The 8,735-nt window shown below is 72.9% G+C and carries 8 protein-coding genes; 7 read left to right on the top strand and 1 reads right to left on the bottom strand.

The window, feature by feature from the left end:
- From IH45_RS0108820 to IH45_RS0108790, 7 genes are all read left to right on the top strand, one after another.
- The coding region (locus IH45_RS0108820) for a nitrate reductase (protein ID WP_030663996.1) at positions 1-891 on the top strand (891 nt) is incomplete at its 5' end.
- A 34-nt stretch (positions 892-925) separates the two neighbouring features.
- A complete protein-coding gene (gene narJ / locus IH45_RS0108815) occupies positions 926-1,552 on the top strand; it encodes a nitrate reductase molybdenum cofactor assembly chaperone (RefSeq protein ID WP_030663993.1) in 627 nt (208 codons plus the stop codon).
- A complete protein-coding gene (narI, locus tag IH45_RS0108810) occupies positions 1,549-2,352 on the top strand; it encodes a respiratory nitrate reductase subunit gamma (protein WP_030663990.1) in 804 nt (267 codons plus the stop codon). The genes narJ and narI overlap by 4 nt, the downstream gene beginning before the upstream one ends.
- On the top strand, positions 2,259-3,272 hold the full coding sequence (locus IH45_RS0108805) for a tellurite resistance/C4-dicarboxylate transporter family protein (protein WP_050514658.1): 1,014 nt from the start codon (positions 2,259-2,261) through the stop codon (positions 3,270-3,272). The genes narI and IH45_RS0108805 overlap by 94 nt, the downstream gene beginning before the upstream one ends.
- A 359-nt stretch (positions 3,273-3,631) precedes the next feature.
- Entirely contained in the window at positions 3,632-4,930 is a 1,299-nt protein-coding gene (gene aceA / locus IH45_RS0108800; RefSeq protein WP_030663984.1) for an isocitrate lyase, read from the top strand.
- Positions 4,931-5,036: 106 nt separating this feature from the next.
- Positions 5,037-6,635: a malate synthase A gene (aceB, locus tag IH45_RS0108795; protein ID WP_030663981.1), complete on the top strand. Its 1,599-nt coding sequence runs from the start codon at positions 5,037-5,039 to the stop codon at positions 6,633-6,635.
- Positions 6,632-7,501 (top strand): 3-hydroxybutyryl-CoA dehydrogenase, encoded by an 870-nt coding sequence (locus IH45_RS0108790; RefSeq protein WP_030663978.1) that lies wholly within the window; start codon positions 6,632-6,634, stop codon positions 7,499-7,501. Before aceB ends, IH45_RS0108790 begins: the two co-directional genes overlap by 4 nt.
- A 65-nt stretch (positions 7,502-7,566) precedes the next feature.
- On the opposite strand, the gene IH45_RS0108785 is transcribed toward IH45_RS0108790, so the two are convergent.
- Complete coding sequence (locus IH45_RS0108785; RefSeq protein ID WP_030663975.1) at positions 7,567-8,706, bottom strand: bifunctional 2-methylcitrate synthase/citrate synthase; 1,140 nt, start codon at positions 8,704-8,706, stop codon at positions 7,567-7,569.
- Positions 8,707-8,735: the final 29 nt, after the last annotated feature.

The raw sequence follows: 8,735 nt of genomic DNA, 5'->3' as shown, positions 1-8,735 counted from the left end.
CTCTGCTACCCACGCATCGAAGCAGGCCAGCCCACCGTGTGCTCCGAAACCTGCGTCGGACGACTGCGCTACCTCGGCGTCATGCTCTACGACCCCGACAAGGTCGGCGAAGCCGCGGCCACCCCCGACGAAAAGGACCTCTACGAAGCCCAGCTCTCCTGCTTCCTCGACCCCACCGACCCCGAAGTCGCCCACGCCGCCGAGACATCCGGCATCTCACACGACTGGATCACCGCCGCCCGCAACTCCCCGGTCCGCGCGCTGATCACGGACTACCGCGTGGCGCTGCCACTGCACCCGGAGTACCGCACCATGCCCATGGTCTGGTACGTGCCGCCGCTGTCCCCCATCGTCGACTCCCTGATCCGCAGCGGCCATGACGGCGAGGACCCGGCCAGCCTCTTCGGCGCCATCGACGCGCTGCGCATCCCCCTGGACTACCTCGCGCAGCTCTTCACCGCGGGCGATCCGGCGCCCGTCGAAGCCGCCCTGTGCCGCCTGGCCGCGATGCGCTCGCACATGCGCCGCATCAACCTCGGCGACCCCCGTGATCCCGCGATCGCCCGGAGCGTCGGTATGGGCGAGCGTGACATCGAGGGCATGTACCGGCTGCTGGCCCTGGCCAAGTACGAGGACCGTTATGTGATCCCCACCAGCTACACCGGCACCGTCCCCCCGGACACGGTGGACGGCGGATGCAGCCTGGACGGGGACGGCGGTCCGGGCATGTACGACGTGGGGCTGACGGGCATGGATTCCTTCCACGCTCCGCCGGTTCCCGAACCCGTCGCGGCGGGAGACGGGCTGCGCGGTCGCGTCAACCTGCTGAACTGGGACGGCAGGGGCCTCCCCCGCGGCCTGTTCCCCCGCCGCCGGGAGAGCGAGCGGTGAGCGCCGTCTTCCCCCGCCGCCGGGAGAGCGAACAGTGACCGCCGTCCGTTCGGCCGTCCATCAGGCGGCTTCCCTGCTGCTGGCTTATCCCGACGGCGACTGGCCCGTACGGCTGGCCGCCGTCACCGAGGCGATGCGCGCGCTGCCCGGCGAGTCGCCGGCCGCGCTACTGCGTTTCTGCGCCTACGCACGGGCCGTACCGCCCCTCGACCTCGCGGCCCGCTACGTCCTCACTTTCGACCGCAGCCGACGCCGCACCCTGCACCTGACGTACTACACCGACGGCGACACCCGCCGCCGCGGCGCGTCCCTCGCGCGCCTCAAGGGCCTCTACCGCGCCCACGGCTGGCGGCCGGGCGGCGGTGAACTGCCCGACTTCCTCCCCGCCGTACTGGAATTCAGCGCGCGCTGTCCCGAACCCGGGCTGGCTCTGCTGCGTGAACACCGGCCCGCCCTCGACCTGCTGGGGCACGCCCTGGAACTGCACCGGAGCCCCTACGCCGACGTGCTGCGCGCCGTGCGCGACACCCTGCCGGCACCTGCGGCTGCCGACCGCGCCGCCGCCCTCGGCCTGGCCCGCACCGGGCCTCCCACCGAGAACGTGGGCCTCGACCCCTTTCCCGCGTCCGGATCGCCGCGTACCGAAGGAGCCCGCAGGTGACCCATGTGCACATCGCCCTGTGGGGAGTGCTGCCCTACCTCGTCCTGGCCACCCTGATCGCCGGCACCGCCTGGCGCTACCGCTACGACCGCTTCGGCTTCACCACCCGCTCCAGCCAGCTCCACGAAGCCCGGCTGCTGCGCATCGGCGGGCCGCTCTTCCACTACGCCCTGTTCCTGGTCGTCGGCGGTCACGTCATGGGCCTGCTCGTACCCGAGGCCCTGACCGAGCGGCTGCGCGTCAGCGAGCATCTGTACCACCTGACGGCCCTGACCATCGGGGGCCTGGCGGGCCTCGCCGCCGTCGCCGGCCTGGCGATCCTCCTCCACCGCCGCCTGCGCGTGCCCGCCGTCCGCGCCGCGACCAGCCGCAGCGACCGCCTGGTGTATCCCCTGCTGGCCGTCGTCCTGCTCGCCGGGCTGCTGGCCACCGCCTCCAGCGTCACCAACCCGTACGACTACCGGCTGGGCGTCTCGGTCTGGTTCCGCAGCCTCTTCGCCCTCGATCCCGATGTCGGCGCCATGGCCCGGGCGCCCTTCGCCTACCAGCTGCACGCCCTGCTGGGCATGGCGCTGTTCGCCCTGTGGCCGTTCAGCCGTCTGGTCCACGCGTTCACCGCGCCCCTCGGGTACATCTTCCGCCCGTACGTCGTCTACCGCTCCCGTGGCCGCGGTCGCCCCGCGGGAGCCAGGCAGCTGGAGTATCGATGGGCCACCAGGCCGTACCCGCGCAGGACACCCGCAGGACGCGCGCCCGGGAAGCCGTCGGGCGGCTCCCACCGGGATGCTTCGCCTCCGTGATGGCCGCGGGCATCGTCTCCCGGGCGGCGGGCACCGTCGGCGCGCACACGGTGGCCCACGTCCTGCTGGGTCTGGGCGTGGCCGTCTACGCGGGTCTGGTCGTCGCGACCGGGTGGCGGATCGCCGCGTACCGCGGCCGGGTGGCGCAGGACGCGGCCGACCCCGCCCGCGCCTTCGGGTTCTTCACGTTCGTGGCGGCCTCCGACGTGCTCGCCGCCGACCTGGCCGCGGGCCGCTGGCGCCCGCTCGCCGTCGCCCTGCTGACCGGCGGCGCCCTGTGCTGCGCGGTCCTGGTCCCGCGTGCGGTGGTCACCGTGGCCCGGTCCCGGTCGGCGCGGCCGGACGGCAGCTGGTTCCTGCTCGTGGTCGGCCCGCAGTCGGTCGTCGTGGCCGGTACGGCGCTACGGACCGGGCCCACGACGGCCGTGGCGGAAATCTGCTGCTGGGCGGCGGGCGTCCTGGCGTACGTCTCGATCACCTCGCTGGTGTGGACGCGCCTGCGCCGCCACGGTGTCGCCCCGGCGGACCTGACCCCGGTGTACTGGATCGCCATGGGCGCGGGGGCCATCAGCGTCCTGGCGGGAACCGGCGTGCTGCTCTCCGCCCCGTGGGACGGGCCGGTACGGACGGCGATCGTCGTGGTGTCGACGGTGGTGGCGGTGTGGGCGACGGCGCTGATCCCGGTACTGCTGGGCGCCGGCGTGTGGCGGCACTTCAGGCACCGCGTACCGCTGCGCTACGAGCCGTCCTGGTGGTCGGCGGTCTTCCCGATCGGCATGTACGCCGTGGCCACGCACCAGGCGGGGTGGGTGACGGGTGCGGGTCTGTGGGGGACGGCAGGGCACGTGGTGGCGTGGGCGGCGCTCGTCGCGTGGACACTGGCCGGCGCGGCCATGGTCGTGGAGCGGTCCCGCCCTTAGCTCCCGGGTGAGGCGACAGGCCCTCGGGTGCGCCTTCCGAACTCCCTTCGCAACCTTGGCAGAACGCCGCCGGAAGATTCGCAAAGGTTGGCATGCGTACACCCTTGTTGGCACTCAGTGCCAGTGTCAGGGTGGTGCTCACGCGGCCCGCCGGGCCCGGCCGCAGCCGCCCGGAACCGGGGCTCGATTTCCGCCCTGACGTCGGGGATCCCGGCAAGGACGGCAGCCCGCACCGGCAGCATTGCTCACCTCGCCACGCGGCGCGACGGCGGGCCGCATCCCAGTTGAGACACGCAGTGCCACTCCGCGGCAACGCAACACACGGGTTGGCAGACGAAACAGCACGCAAGGAGACGGTCATGGCAGAAGCGAGCACGCAGGCGGCCGCGGAACTGGCGCGGCGGTGGGCGTCCGATCCGCGGTGGCGGGGCGTCGAGCGGAGGCATGGTGCGGCGGATGTGGTGCGGCTGTCGGGCAGCGTCCGGGAGGAGCACACCCTGGCCCGGCGCGGCGCCGAACGGCTGTGGCGTCAGCTGCACGAGCAGGACTACATCCACGCGCTGGGCGCGCTGACGGGCGGTCAGGCGGTGCAGCAGGTCAGGGCCGGGCTGCAGGCCGTCTACCTGTCCGGCTGGCAGGTCGCCGCCGACGCCAACCAGGCCGGTCAGACCTATCCCGATCAGAGCCTGTACCCGGCCAACTCCGTTCCGCAGGCCGTGCGCCGCATCAACAACGCGCTGTTGCGCGCCGACCAGATCGCCACCGCCGAGGGCGCGGGCGCGGCATCTGCGGACGGCGGCATCGACTGGCTGGTGCCGATCGTCGCGGACGCCGAGGCCGGCTTCGGCGGCCCGCTCAACGCCTTCGAGCTGACCAAGGCGATGATCGCGGCAGGCGCGGCCGGGATCCACTACGAGGACCAGCTCGCCTCCGAGAAGAAGTGCGGCCACCTCGGCGGCAAGGTCCTGGTGCCCACCTCCCAGCACATCCGCACCCTGGGCGCGGCCCGCCTGGCCGCCGACCTCGCGGACGTGCCGACGGTGCTCGTCGCCCGCACCGACGCGCTCGCCGCCACCCTGCTGACCAGCGACGTGGACGAGGCCGACGCCCGCTTCTGCACCGGTGAGCGCACCGCCGAGGGCTTCTACCGGGTCGTCAGCGGCATGGCCCCGGTGATCGCCCGCGGCCTGGCGTACGCCCCGTACGCGGACCTGCTGTGGATGGAGACCGGCACCCCGGACCTGGACCAGGCCCGCCGGTTCGCCGAGGCGATCCACGCCGAGTACCCCGGAAAGCTGCTGGCCTACAACTGCTCGCCGTCCTTCAACTGGCGCGCGGCCCTGGACGACGACCAGATCGCCAAGTTCCAGCGGGAGCTGGGCGCGATGGGCTACCGCTTCCAGTTCATCACCCTGGCCGGCTTCCACTCCCTCAACCACGCCATGTTCGACCTCGCCCGCGGCTACGCCGAGCACGGCATGACCGCCTACGTCGACCTCCAGGAGCGCGAGTTCGCCGCGCAGGAACACGGCTTCACCGCCGTCAAGCACCAGCGCGAGGTCGGCACCGGCTACTTCGATCTGATCGCCGGCGCCGTCAACCCCACCTCCTCCACCACCGCGCTGGCCGGCTCCACGGAGGAGGAGCAGTTCCACTAGGCGCTCCAGCCAGCCGGCCCGCGGTCCGGGCGCAGGGGCGGGCGATCGTCCCCGCCCACCCCTCCGCTCCCCCTTTCTCAGGAGAACCGATGCTCAGGAGAACCCGATGCTCACCAGCGCACTGACCCACCGCGTCCGTGTCCACGCCGCTCCGGGGCACCGGCACGACGAGATCCTGACGCCCGCCGCCCTGGACTTCGTCGGCCGGCTGGCCGGCGCCTTCGCGGACCGCCGCCGGGACGTCCTCAAGGAGCGCCGCAGGCTGGCGCTGCGTCTGGCGTCGGGCTCGCCGCTCGACTTCCCCCTGGTCACCTCAGCCGTGCGGGCCGACCCGTCCTGGCGCGTCCCGCCGCCGGCCCCGGGCCTGGCCGACCGGCGGGTGGAGATCACCGGCCCGCCCGAGCGCCGTATGACCGTCGACGCGCTCAACTCCGGCGCCCGGGTGTGGGTGGCGGACTTCGCGGACGCCACCTCCCCCACCTGGGACAACATCATCGGCGGGCAGCTCAGCCTGCTCGACGCGATCGAGCGGCGGATCGACTTCACCACCGCCGACGGCAAGGAGTACCGGCTCGGGGACCCCGCGCGGCTCGCCACCGTCATGGTCCGTCCGCGCGGCTGGCACCTCGACGAGGAGCACCTGGAGTACGACGGCCGGCCGGTCCCCGCCGCCCTGGTCGACTTCGGTCTGTACTTCTTCCACTGCGCCCAGCGGCAGATCGACGCCGGCCGCGGCCCGTACTTCTCCCTGCCGAAGCTGGAGAACCGGCAGGAGGCCCGGCTATGGAACGACATCTTCGTCCTCGCCCAAGACCTGCTCGGCATACCGCGCGGCACGGTCCGCGCCACGGTCCTCATCGAGACGGTCACCGCCGCGTTCGAGATGGAGGAGATCCTCTACGAGCTGCGCGAGCACAGCGCGGGTCTCCACGCCGGCCGCTGCAATTACCTCTTCAGCCTGATCAAGACGTTCGGGCACCGCACCGACTTCCTGCTGCCGGACCGGGCGAAGGTGACGATGACCGCGCCCTTCATGCGGGCCTGCACCGAACTGCTCGTCCGCACCTGCCACCGCCGCGGCGCCCACGCCATCGGCGGTACGGCCGCCCTCGTTCCCGGCGAGGACCCGGCCGCGAACGAGGCCGCGCTCGCCAAGGTCCGGCTGGACAAGGAGCGGGAGGCGGAGGACGGCTTCGACGGTTCCCGGGTGGCGCACCCCGGCCTGGTGCCGGTGTGCCGTGAGGTCTTCGACGCTGTCCTCGTGGACCGGCCCCACCAGCTCGACCGCACCCGCGACGATGTGGACGTGACGCCCGCCGATCTGCTGTCGGTGCGCCGCATCAGCAGCCCGCCCACTCCGGAGGGCGTGCGCACCAACATCGCCGTCGCGCTGCGCTGCTTCGCCGCCTGGCTACGCGGCCAGGGTGCCGTGGCCCTGTACGGCCTGATGGAGGACGCGGCCACCGCCGAGATCGCGCGGGCGCAGATCTGGCAGTGGCTGCGGCACCGGGTGATCGACCGGGAGACGGTGCTGCGGCTGCTGGACGGGGAGGTCGAGGCGCTGGGGACGGAGTACCCGTGGGCGCCCGTGGACGAGGCCAGCGCGCTCTTCGAGCGGACCGCGCTGGCGGGTGAACTTCCGCTGTTCTTCACCCCGGACGCGTACACGCGTCACCTCGTGCGGCGGACGGAGGCCGGGGCGTGAGCGGGAAGATCCGGCGGGTCGGCGTGGTCGGCGGCGGGCAGATGGGGGCGGGCATCGCCGAGGTGTGCGCGCGGGCCGGGCTGGACACGGTGGTGTGCGAGGCGGACGCCGTCGCGGCGCGGGCCGCGCACGACCGGGTGACGGCGTCGCTCGACCGCGCGGTGCGGCGCGGCAAGCTGGACGAGGCCGCGGCCGGGGACGCGTTGGCCCGCCTGGTGTTCACCGGCAGCCTGGAGGACCTGGCCGACCGGCAGTGCGTCATCGAGGCCGTGGTGGAGAACCCGGACGTCAAGACCGAGGTCTTCGCCGCACTGGACAAGATCGTCGAAGATCCGGCCGCCGTGCTGGCCACCAACACCTCCTCCCTGCCGGTGATGCGGCTCGGCATGGCGACCGGCCGCGCGGACCGGGTCGTGGGCCTGCACTTCTTCAACCCCGTGCCCGTACTGCCGCTGGTGGAGGTCGTGACCTCGCTGCACACGTCGGCCGCGACGGCCGCCACCGTCGAGGACTTCGCGACGCGCGTGCTCGGCAGGACGGTGATCCGCTCCAAGGACCGGGCGGGCTTCGTCGTCAACGCGCTGCTCGTCCCGTACCTGCTGGCCGCGGTCCGGATGGCGGAGTCCGGCTTCGCCACCGCGGCGGACATCGACACGGGCATGGAACTGGGCTGCGCCCACCCCATGGGACCGCTGAGGCTCGCGGACCTGATCGGCCTGGACACCGTCGCCTCGATCGCGGAGTCCCTGTACGACGAGTTCCGCGAGCCGCTCTACGCGCCACCGCCGCTGCTGCACCGGATGGTGGAGGCGGGACTCCTCGGCCGGAAGACCGGCCGGGGGTTCCACACCTACGACCAGGACTGAGGGGCCTGGTGGCGCGGGCTGAGGGGCCCGCGCGGCAGCACGGGGGCGGCCGGGAAGCACACACGCTATCCAGCCGTCGCCGGCACCGCCCGCTGGTCCGGCCCCGCGTAGGAGGCGAGGGGCCGGATCAGCGCGTTGTGGGCGAGTTGTTCGGTGATGTGGGCCGTCCAGCCGGTGACGCGGCTCATCACGAAGATCGGCGTGAAGGCCGGGGTGTCGAAGCCCATGAGGTGGTAGGCGAGGCCGGCCGGGTAGTCCAGGTTGGGGTGGATGCCCTTGCGCTTGATCATGGTGTGCCGCAGGGCGGCGTGCAGGGTGGCCAGGCGGGTCGTCTCCGGGCTCGCGGCCCGAGCCACCAGGCGGTCCAGCGCGTCCTGCATGATCGGTACGCGGGAGTCGCCGTGCCGGTACACGCGGTGGCCGAAGCCCATGATCTTGCGCTTGGCGGCCAGCGCCTCGTCCAGCCACGGCCCGGCGCGCCGCGGATCGCCGATCTCCTCCAGCATGTGCATGACGGCCTCGTTGGCGCCACCGTGCAGCGGGCCCTTGAGGGCGCCGATCGCTGCGGTGACCGCGCTGTAGAGGTCGGAGAGGGTGGAGGTGACGACGCGGGCGGTGAACGTCGAGGCGTTGAAGCTGTGTTCCGCGTAGAGCACGAGGGAGACCTCGAAGCAGCGGACCACCTCGGGAGCGGGCACGCTGCCGAAGCACATGTGGAAGAAGTTCTCGGCGTAGCCGAGTTCCGGGTCGGGCGGGACGGGGGTGAGCCCCCGGCGGCGGCGCTGGTCGGCGGCGACCACGGTGGGCAGTTTCGCCAGCAGGGTCAGGGACTTGGCGCGGTGGGCGGCGGGGCTGCCGTCGTCCTCGGTGGGGTCCTCGGCGCCGAAGAAGCTGACGGCCGTACGCAGCACGTCCATCGGGTGGCAGGTCTCGGGCAGCCGGGCCAGCAGTTCGGAGGTGGTGCGGTCCAGGGGGCGCAGGGCGCGTTCGCGGGCCCGGAAGTCGCGCAGCTGGGCGGCGTCGGGGAGTTCTCCGTACCACAGGAGGTGGGCGACCTCCTCGAAGGAGCGGTGGGCTGCCAGGTCCTGGACCGGGTAGCCGCGGTAGGTCAGGGAGTTGGTCTCCTGGATGACGGTGGAGATCTCGGTGGTGTCGACGACGACACCGGCGAGGCCGCGGTGGATCGCGGGCGCGGTGCTGGGCATGGGGGCCTGCCTTCGGTGGGTCAGGTGCC

This window comes from Streptomyces rimosus subsp. rimosus, assembly GCF_000720725.1.
Taxonomy (GTDB): Bacteria; Actinomycetota; Actinomycetes; order Streptomycetales; family Streptomycetaceae; genus Streptomyces; species Streptomyces rimosus_A.
The sequence above is the reverse complement of the archived record's forward strand: the minus strand, read 5'-3'. Positions and strand labels throughout refer to the sequence as shown.

What these genes read in the sequence shown, in the direction of transcription:
- aceA (WP_030663984.1), top strand. Translation starts at nt 3,632, where the DNA reads ATGGCAGAAGCGAGCACGCAGGCGGCCGCGGAACTGGCGCGGCGGTGG.
- IH45_RS0108785 (WP_030663975.1), bottom strand. Translation starts at nt 8,706, where the DNA reads ATGCCCAGCACCGCGCCCGCGATCCACCGCGGCCTCGCCGGTGTCGTC.
- IH45_RS0108805 (WP_050514658.1), top strand. Translation starts at nt 2,259, where the DNA reads ATGGGCCACCAGGCCGTACCCGCGCAGGACACCCGCAGGACGCGCGCC.
- aceB (WP_030663981.1), top strand. Translation starts at nt 5,037, where the DNA reads ATGCTCACCAGCGCACTGACCCACCGCGTCCGTGTCCACGCCGCTCCG.